The sequence below is a fragment of the Peribacillus sp. SIMBA_075 genome (genome assembly GCF_046534585.1).
In genome coordinates this window covers 1-259 of sequence record NZ_JAWRYN010000955.1, presented here as the reverse complement: position 1 = coordinate 259, position 259 = coordinate 1, and the positions used below count along the sequence as shown (strand labels likewise).

1 protein-coding gene is annotated in these 259 nt (G+C 38.6%); it reads right to left on the bottom strand.

Annotation, left to right across the window (positions count from 1 at the left end):
• Positions 1-259, bottom strand: a 259-nt coding sequence (locus tag SB775_RS31095; RefSeq protein ID WP_486360728.1) for a sugar phosphate isomerase family, incomplete at both ends; no start/stop codon positions are given.

Sequence of the window (259 nt, the reverse complement as noted above, 5' to 3'; positions counted from 1 at the left end):
CAGGGAAGTCTGGGTGAATCTCTGTCTGTTCTAAATATTGTATCACTTTCGCTTTTGATTTTCCTGATGCAAGAAGGAGAATTTTTTTGCTTGAAAGAATGCTCGCAATTCCCATTGTGATGGCATGTGTAGGTACCTCATCAATAGAAGAAAAGTATCTTGCATTTGCTTGACGGGTGTTTTCATCTAATTGAACAACATGAGTCTTTGAGTCGAAAGAGGTACCTGGTTCGTTAAAACCAATATGTCCATTTTGTCC